Origin of the sequence: Allobosea vaviloviae (genome assembly GCF_001298265.1) — a bacterium.
Lineage (GTDB): Bacteria > Pseudomonadota > Alphaproteobacteria > Rhizobiales > Beijerinckiaceae > Allobosea > Allobosea vaviloviae_B.
In genome coordinates this window covers 303,178-319,593 of the sequence record NZ_LGSZ01000048.1, presented here as the reverse complement: position 1 = coordinate 319,593, position 16,416 = coordinate 303,178, and the positions used below count along the sequence as shown (strand labels likewise).

14 protein-coding genes are annotated in these 16,416 nt (G+C 66.8%); 5 read left to right on the top strand and 9 right to left on the bottom strand.

The window, feature by feature from the left end:
• Positions 1-52: 52 nt before the first annotated feature.
• Positions 53-2,476 carry a DNA topoisomerase (ATP-hydrolyzing) subunit B gene (gyrB, locus tag AE618_RS17650; protein ID WP_054210354.1) on the bottom strand — a complete coding sequence of 808 codons (2,424 nt, stop codon included), beginning with the start codon at positions 2,474-2,476 and terminating at the stop codon, positions 53-55.
• Positions 2,477-2,665: 189 nt separating this feature from the next.
• On the opposite strand from gyrB, the gene AE618_RS17645 reads away from it, so the two are divergent.
• Together AE618_RS17645 and AE618_RS17640 are read left to right on the top strand one after the other, a co-directional pair.
• Positions 2,666-2,854: a type II toxin-antitoxin system HicA family toxin gene (locus tag AE618_RS17645; protein WP_054210353.1), complete on the top strand. Its 189-nt coding sequence runs from the start codon at positions 2,666-2,668 to the stop codon at positions 2,852-2,854.
• Entirely contained in the window at positions 2,854-3,273 is a 420-nt protein-coding gene (locus AE618_RS17640) for a type II toxin-antitoxin system HicB family antitoxin (protein ID WP_054210352.1), read from the top strand. The genes AE618_RS17645 and AE618_RS17640 overlap by 1 nt, the downstream gene beginning before the upstream one ends.
• 4 nt (positions 3,274-3,277) lie before the next feature.
• Here the strand turns inward: AE618_RS17640 and recQ are convergent, their stop codons facing one another.
• The 7 genes from recQ to AE618_RS17605 form a co-directional block, all read right to left on the bottom strand.
• Complete coding sequence (gene recQ / locus AE618_RS17635; RefSeq protein ID WP_054210351.1) at positions 3,278-5,116, bottom strand: DNA helicase RecQ; 1,839 nt, start codon at positions 5,114-5,116, stop codon at positions 3,278-3,280.
• 46 nt (positions 5,117-5,162) lie between these two features.
• Positions 5,163-6,290, bottom strand: a complete 1,128-nt coding sequence (gene recF, locus AE618_RS17630; RefSeq protein ID WP_054210350.1) for a DNA replication/repair protein RecF — start codon at positions 6,288-6,290, stop codon at positions 5,163-5,165.
• Between the two features lie 14 nt (positions 6,291-6,304).
• Positions 6,305-7,420, bottom strand: coding sequence for a DNA polymerase III subunit beta (gene dnaN / locus AE618_RS17625; protein ID WP_054210512.1), 1,116 nt, complete (start codon positions 7,418-7,420; stop codon positions 6,305-6,307).
• Between the two features lie 188 nt (positions 7,421-7,608).
• Positions 7,609-9,150 (bottom strand): chromosomal replication initiator protein DnaA, encoded by a 1,542-nt coding sequence (gene dnaA / locus AE618_RS17620; protein ID WP_248310922.1) that lies wholly within the window; start codon positions 9,148-9,150, stop codon positions 7,609-7,611.
• Positions 9,151-9,931: 781 nt separating this feature from the next.
• A complete protein-coding gene (gene rpsT, locus AE618_RS17615; protein WP_054210349.1) occupies positions 9,932-10,198 on the bottom strand; it encodes a 30S ribosomal protein S20 in 267 nt (88 codons plus the stop codon).
• A gap of 203 nt (positions 10,199-10,401) precedes the next feature.
• Complete coding sequence (locus AE618_RS17610; RefSeq protein ID WP_054210510.1) at positions 10,402-11,391, bottom strand: threo-3-hydroxy-L-aspartate ammonia-lyase; 990 nt, start codon at positions 11,389-11,391, stop codon at positions 10,402-10,404.
• Between the two features lie 49 nt (positions 11,392-11,440).
• Complete coding sequence (locus AE618_RS17605; RefSeq protein WP_054210348.1) at positions 11,441-12,214, bottom strand: enoyl-CoA hydratase; 774 nt, start codon at positions 12,212-12,214, stop codon at positions 11,441-11,443.
• 209 nt (positions 12,215-12,423) lie between these two features.
• Here AE618_RS17605 and AE618_RS17600 point away from each other — a divergent pair, with 209 nt between their 5' ends.
• A complete protein-coding gene (locus AE618_RS17600) occupies positions 12,424-12,975 on the top strand; it encodes a lipocalin family protein (protein WP_054210509.1) in 552 nt (183 codons plus the stop codon).
• Between the two features lie 9 nt (positions 12,976-12,984).
• On the opposite strand, the gene mutM is transcribed toward AE618_RS17600, so the two are convergent.
• The gene (gene mutM, locus AE618_RS17595; RefSeq protein ID WP_054210347.1) at positions 12,985-13,875 is read right to left on the bottom strand and encodes a bifunctional DNA-formamidopyrimidine glycosylase/DNA-(apurinic or apyrimidinic site) lyase; all 891 of its coding nucleotides are present in this window, start codon (positions 13,873-13,875) and stop codon (positions 12,985-12,987) included.
• A gap of 115 nt (positions 13,876-13,990) precedes the next feature.
• Here mutM and ubiE point away from each other — a divergent pair, with 115 nt between their 5' ends.
• Together ubiE and ubiB are read left to right on the top strand one after the other, a co-directional pair.
• Positions 13,991-14,752, top strand: coding sequence for a bifunctional demethylmenaquinone methyltransferase/2-methoxy-6-polyprenyl-1,4-benzoquinol methylase UbiE (gene ubiE / locus AE618_RS17590; protein ID WP_248310921.1), 762 nt, complete (start codon positions 13,991-13,993; stop codon positions 14,750-14,752).
• Between the two features lie 103 nt (positions 14,753-14,855).
• Entirely contained in the window at positions 14,856-16,412 is a 1,557-nt protein-coding gene (ubiB, locus tag AE618_RS17585; protein WP_054210346.1) for a 2-polyprenylphenol 6-hydroxylase, read from the top strand.
• Positions 16,413-16,416 lie beyond the last annotated feature (4 nt).

Genomic DNA, 16,416 nt, shown 5'->3' with positions numbered 1-16,416 from the left:
GTGTCCCTGTTTGCGTCGTGAAGCGTCGGCGTCATCCTGAAGGCATCACCCCTCACGTATCGACGGTCGCGTTCAGCGCGTTGCTCTGGATGAATTCGCGGCGCGGTTCGACCACGTCGCCCATCAGCTTGACGAAGAGATCGTCGGCCTCGTCGTTCTGGTCGTTCTTGACCCGCAGCAGCGAGCGGACGTCGCGGTCGAGCGTGGTTTCCCAGAGCTGGTCGGGGTTCATCTCGCCGAGGCCTTTGTAGCGCTGCAGCGAGACGCCCTTCTTGCCGATGGCCGTCACCGCATCGAACAGGTCGGTCGGGCCGTTGACCGCCTGGTCGTCGCCCTTGCGGCTGAGCACGCCCGGCTTGGAATAGGCCTCCTGCAGGGATGTCGCGGCTGCATCCAGCTTGCGGGCCTCGGCGCTGGCGAGCAATCCGACATCGATGGCCGCGACCTGCTTCACGCCGCGCACCATGCGCGAGAACAGGAACCCGCCCTCGCTCGCCTTGCCTTCCCAGCCGCGCTCGAGTTCGTCCGAGATCGCATCGAGGCGTGCGGCGACCTTGGCCGCGGCCTCGTTGGCCTGCTGCTCGTTCTCCTCGGACACGGGACGCAGCGCGCCTGCGATCGCCATCTGCTCGACGACGCGGCGGTCATAGCGTGAATGGAGCTGGCCGAGCGTGAACCGGACGCCGCGCGCCTCCTCGATCAGGGCGCGCAGATCCGAGCCGCCGCGCTCGACGCCGCCATTGGTCTTGAAGACGGCGCCGTCCAGCGCGGTCTCAACGAGATAGTCCTCCAGCGCGCGCTCGTCCTTGAGATAGACATGGCTCTTGCCGCGCGCCGCCTTGTAGAGCGGAGGCTGGGCGATGAAGAGGTGCCCGCGCTCGATCACCTCCGGCATCTGCCGGTAGAAGAAGGTCAGCAGAAGGGTGCGGATGTGGGAGCCGTCCACGTCCGCGTCGGTCATGATGATGATCTTGTGGTAGCGCAGCTTCTCGATGTTGAACTCCTCGCGGCCGATGCCGGCGCCGAGCGCCGTGATCAGCGTGCCGACCTGCTCGGAGGAGAGCATCTTGTCGAAGCGTGCGCGCTCGACATTGAGGATCTTGCCGCGCAGCGGCAGCACGGCCTGGTATTCGCGGGCGCGGCCCTGCTTGGCCGAGCCGCCAGCCGAGTCGCCCTCGACGATGAAGAGCTCGGACTTGGCCGGGTCCCTCTCCTGGCAGTCCGCCAGCTTGCCCGGCAGCGAGGCGATGTCGAGTGCGCCCTTGCGGCGGGTGAGATCGCGCGCCTTGCGGGCGGCCTCGCGGGCGGCGGCGGCCTCCGCGACCTTGCCGACGATCGTCTTGGCCTCGTTGGGGTGTTCCTCGAGCCAGGTCGACAGCGCCTGGTTGACCACGTTCTCGACGACGGGGCGCACCTCCGAGGAGACCAGCTTGTCCTTGGTCTGCGAGGAGAATTTCGGATCGGGAACCTTGACCGAGACGATCGCGGTCAGGCCCTCGCGGCAATCGTCGCCGGTGAGCGAGACCTTTTCCTTCTTGGTGATGCCCGAGCTCTCGGCATAGCCGGTGACCTGGCGGGTCAGCGCCGCGCGGAAGCCGGCGAGATGGGTGCCGCCGTCGCGCTGCGGGATGTTGTTGGTGAAGCAGAGCACGTTCTCGTGGTAGCTGTCGTTCCACCACAGCGCGACATCGACGGTGATGCCGTCCTTCTCGTTGCTGAGCATGATCGGCTGGGCGATGACCGAGGTCTTGGCGCGGTCGAGATAGCGCACGAAAGCCTCGACGCCACCCTCATACATCAGCTCCTCGCGCACCACCTCGGCACGACGGGCATCGGTCAGCACGATGCGGACGCCGGAATTGAGGAAGGCGAGCTCGCGCAGGCGATGTTCGAGCGTCTTGTAGTCGAACTCGATCATCGTGAAGGTTTCTTGGGACGGGGTGAAGGTCACCTCCGTACCGCGCTTGTCGCCGGCCGGACCGACGATGGCGAGCGGGGCGACCGCATCGCCATGGCGAAACTCCATGAAATGCTCGTTTCCGCCGCGCCAGATCCGCAGCTTCAGCGACACCGACAGCGCGTTCACGACGGACACGCCGACGCCGTGCAGGCCGCCCGAGACCTTGTAGGAGTTCTGGTCGAACTTACCGCCGGCATGGAGCTGGGTCATGATGACCTCGGCCGCCGAGATGCCTTCCTCGCTGTGGATATTGGTGGGGATGCCGCGTCCATTGTCGGTCACGGTGACCGAACCTTCGGCATTCAGCGTCACGGTGACGAGATCCGCATGGCCGGCGAGCGCCTCGTCGATGGCGTTGTCGACCACCTCATAGACCATGTGGTGCAGGCCGGAGCCGTCGTCGGTGTCGCCGATATACATGCCCGGCCGCTTGCGCACCGCATCCAGGCCTTTGAGAACCTTGATGGAATCGGCGCCGTAAGCGGCGTCTTCAAGGTCGCGGGCAGCGTCGTTCATGTCGTGGTCCTTAGGCGGGCGCGCGGGCACCCGCGATCGTCTTGATTCGTATCACGAATATAGGGGGTGAAGACGGCTTTTTCACGCGCCTACGCGTGCGTGCGCGTGGGTGCGTACTGAACGCAATCACACATCTGTTGACTTCAACATTAATGTTGAATTTGGTACAGTGTTCCGATGTGAGGCTCGATGAACGCGCAAGAGCTGAAGAAGTGGCTGGTGGCGCAGGGCTGCACCTTCGAGACGAAGCGAGGCGGATCTGGCCATCTCGTCGTACGACGCGGGCCGTTCAAATCCGAGATCCCGATGCATGGCGGCCGCAAGGAACTCGGCACCGGCCTGGTCAACGCCATCAAGAAACAACTGGGGTTGAAGTGATGCTGACTTATCATGTCGAACTGACACCCGACGACAATGACACCCTGCTCGTGACCTGCCCCTCCCTGCCGATGGTCGCAAGCTTCGGCGAGGATCGCGAGCGCGCGCTGCATCACGCTAAAGATGCGATCGAGACGGCGTTGGCGAGCATGATCGCGGATGGCGAGGTGATACCGCCTTCCGATCGTGCTGGGACCCTGGTGCGTTTGCCGATGCTGACCACCTTGAAGATCGAGCTTTATCGCGCCGTTCGATCGGCGGGCATCACGCGCGCCGAACTGGCGCGTCGGTTGGGTTGGAAACGAGAATCGGTCGACCGGCTGTTTCGCCTCGATCATGCGTCCCGGCTGGAGCAGATCGAGGCGGCGATGGCGGCGATCGGCAAGACCTTCGAGGTCGAGGTTCAGGAAGCGGCCTGAACCCTTATCCCGCAAACCCCGCGATCGCCTCCAGGAACGCCTCGCCATATTGCGTCAGCTTGCGCTCGCCGACGCCCTCGATCGCCCGCATCTGCTCCAGCCCCCCGGGCCGCGCGCGCGCCATGGCGATCAGCGTGCGGTCGGTGAAGATGATATAGGCCGCGACACCCTCCTCGCGGGCGAGCGACAGGCGCAACTGGCGCAGATGCTCGAACAGGCCGGCGGTGCCTTCGTCGAGACCGTCAGCGCGCGCCGCCTCGCGCCCGGCCCGGCGTATGCGGCGATCGACATGGGGATCGGCACGCAGCGCGATGGTTTCGCGGCCGAACAGAATGTCCTCGCCCTTCTCCGTCAGGCAGAAGCCGCCATGCTCGACGCTGGCCTCGGCCAGCGCGCCGGCGGCGAAGAGCTTGCGGGTCAGCGCCGTCCAGGCGCTCTTGGGCTTGTCCTGGCCGACGCCGAAGGTCTTCAGCCCGTCATGGTTCTGGCGACGGATGGCCTCCGTCGCGGTGCCGGTTAGGATGTCGGCGAGATGGGCCGCCCCGAAGCGCTGGCCCGAGCGCGCGACGGCCGAGAGCAGCTTGCGCGCATCGAGCGTCGCGTCCGCCAGCTCCGGCGCATCCGCGCCGCAGAGGTCGCAGCGGATCGGCGCATTCCCGTGCGGGCAGCTTGGCGTCTCCTCGCCGAAATAGGCCAGCAGCGCGCTGCGCCGGCACAAAGCCGATTCGCAGAGATCGATCATCGCGTTGAGCCGCCTGTGCTCGATGCGGCGGCGCTCGTCGTCGATCGCCTTCTCGTCGATCTGGCGGCGGCGCAGGGACATGTCGTCGATGCCGTAGAGCGTCAGCGTATCCGCATTCAGCCCGTCACGGCCGGCACGGCCGATCTCCTGGTAATAGCTCTCGATCGAGCCTGGCATATCGGCATGGACGACGAAGCGGACATCGGGCTTGTTGATGCCCATGCCGAAGGCGATGGTGGCGCAGACGACCACGCCGTCCTCCTGCAGGAAGATGTCCTGGTTGCGGTTGCGCACGCTTTGATCGAGCCCGGCATGATAGGGCAGGGCGTTCCAGCCCTTCTCGCGCAGTCCGTCGGCCAGTTTCTCGGTGCGGTTGCGCGAGGAGCAGTAGACGATGCCCGAGCCGCCGCGATGGCTGCGCAGGAACTCGTCGATCTGGCGCCGCGGCTGGTCCTTCGGCGCGAAGGACAGCTTCAGGTTCGGCCGGTCGAAGGAATGCACCACCAGATGCGGCGGGTTGGGGAAAAGCTGCTGGGCGATGTCGTCGCGCGTCTGCCGATCGGCGGTCGCGGTCAGCGCCGTCACCGGCACGCCACCCAAGGCCTCGCGCGTCTTGGCCAGCAGCCGGTATTCTGGCCGGAAGTCATGGCCCCATTGCGAGACGCAATGCGCCTCGTCGATGGCCAGCCTTGTCACGCCGAGCCGTCGCAGGCGCGAGACCAGCCCTTCGCCGGCCAGACGCTCGGGCGAGACGAACAGCAGGCGCAGATCGCCGGCATTCAGCCTGTCCCACGCCTCGGCCGCCTCGCTTTCGCTGTTCATCGAATTCAGCGAGGCGGCGGCGACGCCGGCCCGGGTCAACTGCCCGACCTGGTCGCGCATCAGCGCGATCAGCGGCGAGACCACCAGCGTCAGCCCGCCTGCGACCAGCGCCGGGAGCTGGTAGCACATCGATTTGCCGGAGCCCGTCGGCATCACCGCGAAGACATCCTGCCCGGCGAGCGCGGCTTCGATCACCTCCCACTGGCCGGGGCGAAAATCATCATAGCCGAAGACGGATTTGAGGATCGCGCGAGCGTGTGATTCGGCGGGATGCGGCATGGGTGAGGGTTTGCCCGAGGCCGCCGCGGATTGCCAGTCCTGGACCTCAATCGAGGCTTTCGACCTGGCCCGGCCTGACCGCCAGCCTCTGCGACCCTGATGGAAGCTCGGAGAACAACGCCGGATCGGCCCCCGTCATCCAGACCTGGCAGCCCAGAGCGGTCAGCCCCTCATAAAGCGCGGCGCGTCGGCGCGGGTCGAGATGGGCCGCGATCTCGTCGAGCAGAACCAGCGGGCTCAAGCCGCTCATGGCCGCGACAAGCCTGGCATGGGCGAGGACGAGCCCGATCAGCAGGGCCTTCTGCTCCCCGGTCGAGCCCTGGCCGGCCGGAATGCCCTTGGGGCCGTGACGGACCTCGAGGTCCGAGGCCTGCGGACCGGTCAGGGTGCGGCCCGCCGCCCGGTCGCGGGCGCGGCCCTGGCGCAGCAGCGCTCGGTAGCCGTCCTCGGCGTCGATTGCCGCCCCGCGCGAGACGAGCAGGTCGATCTCGCCCGACAGCGCGATGCCGGCATGGGGGAAGGGAGAGCCCTCGTCCCGCGTCTCCGTGATGATCGCCGAGAGACGCGCCACCGTCTCGGCCCGCGCGGCAGCGACGGCCACGCCGAGCTCAGCGATCTCGCGCTCGATGGCGTCGAGCCATTGAGTCTGGTTGGGGCTTTCCTCCAGGATGCGGTTGCGCGAGCGCAGGGCCTTTTCCAACGCGTTGGAGCGCGTGCCATGCACCGGATCGACGGCGAGAACCAACCGGTCGAGGAAGCGGCGGCGGTCTCCGGCTGAACCGCGAAACAGCCCGTCGAGATCCGGCGTCAGCCAGACGACACGCAGATGCTCGCTGAAGGCGAGCGCCGAGCCCGCCGGCGCGCCGTCGATCCGCGCGATCCGCGCGCGCCGGCCCTCTGCATCGGCGGGGCCCAGGCCCACGCCGAGCCGCGAACCGTCCTCGCCGAGCGCGATCGAGGCGGCAAACGCGCCGTCTCCATCCTTGCGGGCCAGATCGGCCAGATCGGCCCGGCGCAGGCCCCGGCCGGGCGAGAACAGCGACAGTGCTTCGAGGATATTGGTCTTGCCGGCGCCGTTCTCGCCGATCAACGCAATGATGTGGCCCCCGATCGTCAGATCGAGAGCCTCGTAAGAACGGAAATCCTGCAGGATCAGGCGCGCGACGGCGGCCACGGCACGTTTTGCGCCTAGACGCGCATCGGCATCAGCACATAGAGCGCCGAGGCCCCCTCGCGGTCCTGGATCACCGTCGGCGAGCCCGGATCCGCGAGCTTGAGCAGGGCGGTGTCGCCATCGAGCTGGGCGGCGATATCCATCAGATAGCGGGCGTTGAAGCCGATATCGAGCGGGCTGGCGTCGTAATCGACCTCGATCTCCTCGGTCGCCGAGCCGGAATCGGGATTGGTCACCGAAAGCGTCATCCGGCCATCGGCCATGGACAGCTTCACCGCCCGGCCACGCTCCGACGAGATGGTCGAGACGCGGTCGACGGATGCGGCGAAATCGCCCCTGTCGACGGTCAGGCGCTTGTCGTTGCCCGAGGGAATGACGCGCTGGTAGTCGGGGAAGGTGCCGTCGATCAGCTTGGAGGTCAGCACCACATCGGCGGTGGCGACGCGGATCTTGGTGGCGGAGAGTTCGATCGTGACTTCGCTCTCGCCATCCTCCAGCAGCTTCTGGATCTCGGACACCGCCTTGCGGGGCACGATGACGCCGGGCATGCCGACGGAACCCACAGGCGCGGCCGTATCGACGCGGGCCAGGCGATGGCCGTCGGTCGCGACCGCGCGCAGGACCGGGCGGCCTTCGACGTCGATGGTGTGGAGATAGATGCCGTTGAGGTAGTAGCGCGTCTCTTCGGTCGAGATCGCGAACTGGGTCTTGTCGATCAGGCGCTTGAACTCGCCGGCTGGCAGCTTGAAGCTGTGCGCCATTTCGCCCGCGGTGATGTCGGGGAAATCGCTCTCCGGCAGCGTCTGGAGCTGGAAGCGCGAGCGGCCCGAGCGCAGCACGAGCCCGGTCTCGCCGGTGGTTTCGAGCGAGACCTGGGCGCCGTCGGGCAATTTGCGCACGATGTCGTAGAGCGTGTGGGCCGGCACGGTCGTGGCGCCGGGCTCCGCCACATCGGCCGCAACGGTTTCCACAACCTCGATGTCGAGGTCGGTCGCCTTGAGCTTCAAGCCGGAGTCGGTGCCGCTGAGCAGGAGATTCGACAGGATCGGAATGGTGTTGCGGCGCTCGACCACGCGATGCACATGGCCCAGCGACTTCAGCAGGGTGGAACGTTCGACGGTGACCTTCATCGCGATTGAGTCTTCTGGCGTGCTGGCGCCCGGAGCGAATGCGCGGGCGGCGGGATGGCCCGCGACATTGCCGGAGCCCGGCGGCAGGCGCAAGGGCAGCAGCTGCCTGCGCCCACAGTCAAAGGTCGCACCGTCAAACGTCGCAGGCTCGAAAAAAGCGCCGCCCCCATCGGGAGCAGCGTCGATCCTCACTCCTGCAGCATGCGCTTCAGCAGATCGACCTCGTCATGCAGCGAACGATCCTCGGTGATCGCCTTTTCGATCTTGCGCACGGCATGAAGCACCGTCGTGTGGTCGCGCCCGCCGAAGCGTCGGCCGATCTCGGGCAGGGAGCGCGGCGTCAGTGCCTTGGACAGATACATCGCGATCTGGCGCGGCTTGACCACGGCGGCGGTGCGGCGCTCCGAGAGGATGTCGGCGCGGCTGACATTGTAGCGGGTCGCGACCAGTTTCTGGATGTCCTCGATCTTCACCCGGCGTGGCTCGCGCGTCCGCACCAGATCGCGGATCGCGGCTTCTGCGGTCTCCAGCGAGACCGGCTGGCCCGACAGCGTCGCATGGGCGAGCAGGCGGTTGGCGGCGCCATCCAGATCGCGACCATTGGTGGCGACGACGCGGGCGACATAGGTGACGACATCGGGGTTGACGTGGAAATTCGGATGGGCCGCGTGCAGCGTGTCCAGCCGGTTGGCGAGGATCTTGCCCCGCAGCCCCTCGTCGAGATCGCCGACCTCGACCACGAGCCCGCCGCCCAGCCGCGAGCGGATGCGCTCGTCGAGCGCTTCGAGATCATTGGCCATGCGGTCGCCGGCGACGACGATCTGCTTGCCGGCGTCGATCAGCGCGTTGATCGTGTGTCCGAATTCCTGCTGGATCGACTTGCCCTGGATGAACTGGACGTCGTCGACGACGAGCAGATCGATGCCGCGCAGCTTTTCCTTGAAAGCCAGCGCCGTTTGGGACTTCAGCGCGGCGACGAAGCCGTACATGAAGCGATCTGCGGTGAAATAGGCGACGCGCTTGCCCTGGCTGCGCGCCTCCTGCGCGATCGCCTGCAGCAGATGCGTCTTGCCCAGCCCGACGCCGGCATGGATGTAGAGCGGGTTGTAGGGCGCGGTGCCGGCCGGGGCCGCAGCGATGCGCTCGGCTGCGGCGAAGGCGAGCTGGTTCGACTTGCCGACGATGAAGGCCTGGAAGTTCATCCGGCGGTCGAGCAGCGTGCCGCAGGCATCGACCAGATCCCGTTCGCAGGGCTCTGCCTGACGGCCTGCCTGGGCGGGCCTGGGCTCGGCAGGCGTCACGGTCGACGGCCGGCTGCGCAGGGCGACGATCTCGGCCGGGGGCTGCTGTGACATGTCGCGGGACACCTGGCGCACCGACAGCATGACGCCATTGAGGGCAGGCAGTTCAGCCATGCAGTTGACACGCAGCCGCTCGGCATAATGCGCCTCGAGCCAGCTTTTCAGAAAGCGCGTAGGCACGGTGAGGTAGGCGACGCCATCGACGATGTCGCCGAGTTCGACACGGGCAAACCAGCTCGAGAACACGTCCTCGCCAAGCTCCGCCCGCAGACGCCGCCGCACGCGGTCCCAGGCTTCCACCGGCGACGCCTGAAGCGCGCCCGCGGGCTCAGGGTCGAAATCAGCCGGTCGCGATTCCACCAGCGCTGCCACCATCGACGCCGACGCAACCTCCACCGCTTCGCCCATTTGCTGCCGCTCGAACATCATTTGCCCCATTTCTTCCAAAATTTACGCGCCTGACCGCGACGGCCACAAAGTGGCCGCCGGGCCGGAGCTGTTCTGTCCGGTCAAAGGACAAGGGCTCCCGCGAACGTGATCCGTCCGCCGGTTTCCCGGTCCGATATGATCGATTACGCTTGAAAGGCTCGTCGCAGGACGAAGCCGCACTTCATCTCAGCTAGAAAAAGACAAAGAGCCGCATCCTCCAACCTCCAGGTCGCGAGCCAAGAACCGATAATCTTGTGGAAACCCCGGCTGGTCATCGCTGTCCGCCCGGCGTTGAAAAAGACCTTACAGGGCGCTCTCGAAGGGCCGCAATATCCCGCTTCGCCGGCTCCCCTGAGTCACCCCCCGCAGAGGCTTCGCGACCTGCAGGCAGCCGGCTCGCAATTGCCTGTGGGACTTAACATTTTCTTTACCAGGGAGAGATGGCGCGACCCCCGAATCTTTTTTTTCGGGGTGGGCGGCGCGGTGCCCAGGAGTCGTCACGATTCCCGGAGGAGAAATGCTTTGCCCGCTAAACTCATGAAAAATAAGCGCTTTCACTGCGCGGTCACGGCGGCCCGAATGGCCGATTTGCAGCCCTGAAAGCCTCAGTGGAGTCAAGCCTGTAAAGGCTCGGAAACGTTGTGGAATCGCGATTGGGGCGTCGAATTTTGATGACGCAGGGACCGTTGCAGAAGCGCAACGAGCCGGCTCGCAGACAACAAAAAAGCCCGGCGGGAAGCCGGGCTTTTCAAACCGTCGATTGATTGCCCGCAGGCGGCGTTCAGGAGGCGAGAGCGCCGATCCGATGCGCCAGGCGCGAGACCTTCCGCGAGGCGGTGTTCTTGTGAACGATGCCCTTCTGGGCCGCACGCATGATCTCCGGCTGAGCAGCCTTTAAAGCGTCGGCGGCGGCGCCCTTGTCGCCGGAGGCGATCGCCTCCTCGACCTTGCGCAGGAAGGTGCGCATCCGCGAACGGCGCGCCTTGTTGACCTCGGTGCGGCGCTCGATCTTGCGCGTCGCCTTCTTGGCCGACGTCGTATTGGCCATAGGATACGTCCTCGTCTGCTTCATCACGACCGGACGCCTGGCGAACTGCCCGGCAGGATCCGACCGCTACCTTGATGGAAATGCGTGAGCGACGACCGATGCTTTCGCGGGCCGTCGCGAGTGGGTGGCGTATAGTGCCAAGCTCGGTTCTCGTCAACGCGGAATTGCGGCTCGACGCGGAATTCTGCGTGGCTCGCCGCGTTTCAGCCCTCGGGGGTCAGGAAGCGGGCATAGCTCGCCAGATCGACATTGCCGCCGCTGATGATCACGCCGACACGCTTGCCTGCGACCGGAACCGCGCCGGTGAAGGCGGCAGCCGCAGCGAGGCAGCCCGTCGGTTCGACGACGAGCTTCATCCGCTCGGCGAAGAAGCGCATCGCCGCGACCAGCGCCTCATCGCTGACGGTGACGATGTCCTCGACGAGGGCCTGGATGATCGGAAAGGTATAATCGCCGAGGAAAGGCGTCTGCGCACCGTCGGCGATGGTCTTGGGGACGGCGATCTTCACGATCTTGCCCGAGCGCAGCGATTGCTGGCCGTCATTGCCGGCCTCCGGCTCGACGCCGAAGACGCGGCAGGTCGGGTTCAGCGCCTTGGCGGCCAGCGCGCAGCCCGCGAGCAGCCCGCCACCGCCGAGGCAGACCAGCAGGATGTCGAGCGGGCCGGCATCCTCGATCAGCTCCTTGGCCGCCGTGCCCTGTCCGGCGATGACGTCTGGATGGTCATAAGGCGGGATCAGACTGAGACCGCGCGACTGCGCCAGCTCGGCGCCGATGGCGAGCCGGTCCTGCGTATAACGGTCATAGGTGATGATCTCGGCGCCGTAGCCGCGCGTCGCCGCGACCTTCGCGGCCGGCGCGTCGAGCGGCATGATGATCGTCGTGGGCACGCCGAGAAGCCGGCCGGCATAGGCGATGGCCTGGGCGTGGTTGCCCGACGAGAAGGTGACGACGCCGGCCTTCTTCTGCGCGGGCGAGAGAGCCGCGATGGCGTTGTATCCGCCGCGGAACTTGAAGGCGCCCATGCGCTGCAGGTTCTCGGGCTTGAAGACGAGATTGGCGCCAGTGCGCTCGTTTGCCGTGCGCGAGGCCAGCGCCGGGGTGTGATGGGCGACGCCGCGGATGCGCCCGGCGGCGGTCTCGACATCGGCGTAGGACGGCAGGACGAGGCCCTCGGGGCTCGCGATGGTCATGGTCATGGCAGATCTCGATTCTCAGGGGGCGCGCTGCTCGAATGGCTCGTCAGCTGTTCTTGAAGTCGGGCTTCCGCTTCTCGGCGAAGGCGGCCATGCCCTCTTTCTGGTCCTGCGTCGCGAAGAGGGAGGAGAACAGCCGGCGCTCGAAGCGCACGCCTTCGGCCAGCGTGACCTCGAAGGCGCGGTTGACGGTTTCCTTGGCCATCAGCACGGAGGGCAGCGACTTGGCGGCGATGGCGTCGGCCGCCTTCATCACCTCGGCCATCAGATCGGCGAGCGGCACGATGCGGGCCACCAGCCCGGCACGCTCGGCCTCGTTGACGTCCATCATCCGGCCGGTGAGGCAGAGATCCATCGCCTTGGCCTTGCCGATGGCCCGGGTCAGCCGCTGCGTGCCGCCTGCGCCGGGGATGACGCCGAGATTGATCTCGGGCTGGCCGAATTTGGCGTTGTCGGCGGCGATGATGAAGTCGCACATCATGGCGAGTTCGCAGCCGCCGCCGAGCGCGAAGCCGGCGACCCCGGCGATGATCGGCTTGCGGCGCTGGCCGATGCGATCCCAATCGGCGAATTTGTCGTCGAGATAGGTCTCGGGATAGGTGCGGCCCTGCATCTCCTTGATGTCGGCGCCGGCGGCGAAGGCCTTCTCCGAGCCGGTGAGCACAATGCAGCCGATGGCGGGATCCTTCTCGAAACCGTCCAGCGCCGTGTTGATCTCGGCGATGAGCTGTCCGTTCAGCGCGTTCAGCGCCTGGGGCCGGTTCAGCGTGACGACGCCGACCTTGCCCTTCGTCTCGACGAGGATGGTCTCATAAGCCATGGCAGCCTCCCGGATGATCTCTTCGGCAGAGCATTAGCCGGGCGGCGGGCGCCGGTCCATGCGCGCCCGCGCAAGGCAGGTTGCGCGATGGCGGCCCGTTGCCGTCCTGCTGCGCCAGGCTTGTTGAACCGAATATCGGCTTCACGCGTATAGGTCCCATGAAAAGCGGCCGGTCAGGGCCGCTCGCGCTGGGGGCAGCGGAGACCATCATGAAGCGCCCAATCCTCGCCGCCCTGTTTGCCGGTGTCATGCTCTCCGGCTGTGCCGGCGCAAACATCTCTGCCGAAAACGCACCGCAGCCCGCCAAAACCATCGATGCGGCGCGTCTCTATACCGGCCTCTGGCACGAGATCGCCCGGCGGCCGATGGCGATTACCGATGGCTGCGTCGCCGGCGCGACCGAATACAAGCGGCCGGGCGGGCGGATCGAGGTGCTCGATTCCTGCCGTATGGGCACGCCGACCGGAGAGCTCAAGACGATCGGCGGTCCCGGCGAGATCCTCGATCCCGGCACCAACGCCAAGCTGCGCGTGACCTACACGGTCTTCGGCGTCGTGCCGGTGGTGCGCGACTACTGGGTCCTCGATCGCGCCAACGACTACAGCTGGTTCATCTCGGCCGATCCGACCCTGAAGGACCTCTATATCTTCACGCGCAACCCGCAGATCGGCGCGGCGCAACGCCAGCGGCTGGTGAAGCGCGCCGCCGAACTCGGCTACGATGTCTCGAAGCTCGAATTCCCGGAACAGCCGAAGCGCTGACGGCCGCGCTCAGTGTCTCGGTTGGCAGCTTTCGCAATAGAAGGTCGAGCGGCCGGACTGGACCAGCCGCTTGACCGCCATGCCGCAGCCCGGCGCCGTGCAGGGCTCACCTTCGCGGTCATAGACCCTGAAGCGATGCTGGAAATAGCCGAGCGAGCCGTCGGCATGGGCGAAGTCGCGCAGCGTCGAGCCACCCGACAGGATCGCCTCCTCCAGCACCTCGCGGATGATCTGCGCCAGCGCATGGGCCGCAGGGCGCGGCCGGCCCGTCGGCGTGGCAATCGAGCCCGCCTCGGCCTCCGGATGGAGGCCCGCCCGGAACAGCGCCTCGCAGACATAGATGTTGCCCAAGCCCGCCACGAGCCGCTGGTCGAGCAGGGCGGCCTTCAGCGGCGCGACCTTGCCGGCGAACAGCCGCGCCAGCGTCTCGCCGGAGAGTTCGTTGCCGAGCGGTTCGATACCCATCCCGGCGAAATGCTTCGAGGCCGCCAGCTCGGCGCGCGGCACGAGGTCCATGAAGCCGAAGCGGCGCACGTCGTTATAGGTGATGCGGGCGCCCGATCCCATGTGGAAGACGACATGGTCGTGGATCAGGTGCCGGCCGATCTCGTTGTAATAGGCACCGGGCTCGACCGGCTTCGTGCCGGGCGCCTCGACGACGAAGCGCCCGCTCATGCCCAGATGCATGATCAGCGCCTGCCCGTCGTCGAGATCGGCGATCAGGTATTTCGCACGCCGCGACAGCGCCTCGACACGCCGCCCGCTCAGCCGCTCGACGAAGCGATCGGGCAGGGGGAAACGCAGATCGGGCCGGTTCTGCTCGATGCGGGCGAATCTCTGCCCGAGCATGGCGGGCTCCAGCCCGCGCCTGACGGTTTCGACCTCGGGGAGTTCGGGCATGGTCGAGACCTTCGGAGAGACTTGCGGCGAAAGGGCCCGCGACAAGCCCCGCTCGTTTGGCTATGCATCGCCACAGGCGAAAACAAGATCGATTTTGCACAAGGCCAGCCCGATCGTGACAGCAGCTTCCGACACCACCCATTTCGGCTTCGAGACCGTGCCGCTGGCCGAGAAGCAGGCCAAGGTCGACGACGTCTTCCACAAGGTGGCAGGCCGCTACGACCTGATGAACGACCTGATGTCGGCGGGGCTGCACCGGGCCTGGAAGAGCGCCCTGCTGACGGCGATCCATCCGCCCAAGGACCGGCCCTTCCACCATCTCGATGTCGCCGGAGGCACGGGCGACGTCGCCTTCTCCGTGCTGGAGGCCGGCGGGCCGCAGACCGACGTCACCGTGCTCGATATCAACGCGCAGATGCTGAGCGTCGGCCGCGACCGTGCGGCTAAGCGCTTTCCCGATGACGAGCGTATCCGTTTCGTCCAGGGCAATGCCGAGGAACTCGGCCTGCCCGACGGCCATTTCGACTGCTACACGATCGCCTTCGGCATTCGCAATGTCCCGCGCATCGACAAGGCGCTGGCCGAAGCCTATCGCGTGCTCAAGCGCGGCGGGCGCTTCCTGTGCCTCGAATTCAGCCATGTCGACGTGCCGCTGCTGGACAAGGTCTACGAGGCCTATTCCTTCAACGTCATCCCGCCGATGGGCCGCATGGTGACGGGCGAGGCCGAGCCCTACCAGTATCTGGTCGAATCGATCCGGAAATTCCCCAGGCCGCAGGCTTTCGTCGGGATGATCGAGGCCGCCGGCTTCCGCCGCGCGAAGTACACGCCCATGACCGGCGGGGTCGTGGCGCTGCATTCCGGCTGGAAGCTGTGATCATGAGCCTCGCGTCATGCTCGGGCTTGACCCGAGCATCTCTCGACGGGAGCCTTTTTCGGCAGGAGATGGTCGGGTCTGGCCCGACCATGACGACTGAGTCATGATCTCATCCCTCTTCCATCTCGCCCGCACCGCCCGTGTCGGCTTCGTGCTGGCGCGTGAGGGCGCGCTCGCTTTGGTCGATCCGTCCGTTCTGCCGCCGCTGGCGCGCGGGGCGATCCGGCTCGGGCGATTGATCGAGCGCCGCGGCGCCGGCACCTCGGCGACGCGGCTGGCGGCCGCGCTGACGCGGCTGGGGCCGTCCTATGTCAAGTTCGGTCAGTTCCTGGCGACGCGGCCCGACGTCGTCGGCATGAAGATCGCCTCCGATCTCTCGGCGCTGCAGGACCGGATGCCGCCCTTTCCGATGGCGCAGGCGCGCGCCATCGTCGAGGCGGCGCATGGCAGGCCAGTCGAGCAGGTCTTCGCATCCTTCGGCGAGCCCGTCGCCGCCGCCTCCATCGCCCAGGTCCACCGCGCGAGGCTGCATGACGGCCGCGAGGTTGCGGTCAAGATCCTGCGGCCCGGCATCCGCGACCGCTTCCACCGCGATCTCGGCGCGATGCGCTTCGGCGCGGAACTGGCCGAGACCCGCTCGGCCGAGGCGCGGCGCCTGCGCATGACCGGCGTCGTCGAGACGCTGGCGCGCTCGGTGACGATGGAGATGGATCTGCGGCTGGAAGCCGCCGCACTCTCCGAATTCGCAGAGAATACCAAGGAAGACTTGGATTTCCGCGTGCCGCAGCCCGACTGGCAATTGACCGCGCGCGAAATGCTGGTCGACGAATGGATCGACGGTGTCCGCCTCTCCGACATCGAGGGCCTGCGCGCGGCCGGCCATGATTTGCCGACGCTCGGGCGCATCGTCATCCAGTCCTTCCTGAAGCATGCGATCCGCGACGGTTTCTTCCATGCCGACATGCATCCGGGGAACCTGTTCGTCGATGCACAGGGGCGCCTCGTCGCCGTCGATGGCGGCATCATGGGCCGCCTCGGCCTGAAGGAGCGGCGCTTCCTCGCCGAAATCCTGCTCGGCTTCATCACCCGCGACTACCGCCGCGTCGCCGAGGTGCATTTCGAGGCCGGCTATGTGCCGGTTCATCACGACGTCGCCGATTTCGCCCAGGCGATCCGCGCGGTCGGCGAGCCGATTCACGACAAGAGCGCCGACCAGATTTCGATGGCCAAGGTCCTGACGCTGCTCTTCGAGATCACCGGCATGTTCGACATGGCGACGCGCACCGAGCTCGTCATGCTGCAGAAGACGATGGTGGTGGTCGAAGGCGTCGCCCGCACGCTCGATCCGCAGCTCGACATGTGGACCACGGCCGAGCCGGTCGTTCGCGAGTGGATCACGCAGAATCTCGGGCCGCTCGGCCGGCTGCAGGATGCAGGGCGCGGCGCGGGTTCGGTGCTGGGCAGTCTCTCGCGACTGCCAGAGACGCTGGTCCGGGCCGAGCGCGTGCTGGGCCAGCTCGAGGACGCCTCGCGCCACGGTTTTTCGCTCGACGAGCGCAGCGTGGCGGCGATCGGCCGGGCCGAGGCCCAGCGCAACCGCTGGGGCAACTGGGCGCTGTGGATGATCACAGGCCTGCTCGCCTGGGCGGTGCTGGGGTAACATC